The organism is Cobetia sp. SIMBA_158, from assembly GCF_046566945.1.
Taxonomy (GTDB): domain Bacteria; phylum Pseudomonadota; class Gammaproteobacteria; order Pseudomonadales; family Halomonadaceae; genus Cobetia; species Cobetia amphilecti.
The window spans coordinates 1-365 of the sequence record NZ_JAWJYL010000120.1; the positions used below are offsets into that span (position 1 = coordinate 1).

At 41.9% G+C, this 365-nt stretch carries 1 pseudogene; it reads right to left on the bottom strand.

The window, feature by feature from the left end:
* A pseudogene (locus tag R2R70_RS19245) lies at nt 1-365 on the bottom strand (histidine--tRNA ligase); the annotation flags it as partial.

Here is a 365-nt window from a genome sequence, read left to right on the forward strand (position 1 = left end):
TTTTTCGTTAACCGTGTATGAGACGCCAGCTGCGTCTAAACGTTCACATAAATTTTCAAAATGTTCTTTTGATTCAGCATCTAAATGCTCAGACAATTTAGGCGCATCAACTAATATTGCTTGTACGTCAGGGTTTTTGCTATCAAGTACACGTAACGGGTTTGAATACATGCGGCGCTTTGAGTCTTCATCAAGCACGTCGGTATGTTGTTCAAGGTAAGCAACAAGCGCATCTCGGTAATCGGCGCGCGCTTCGTTAGAACCTAAAGAGTTAAGCTCTAATCGTACATGCTCAGTAATACCAAATGCTTCCCACAGCTGTGCTGTTAATAAAATAACTTCAGCATCTATATCGGCTGTGGCAA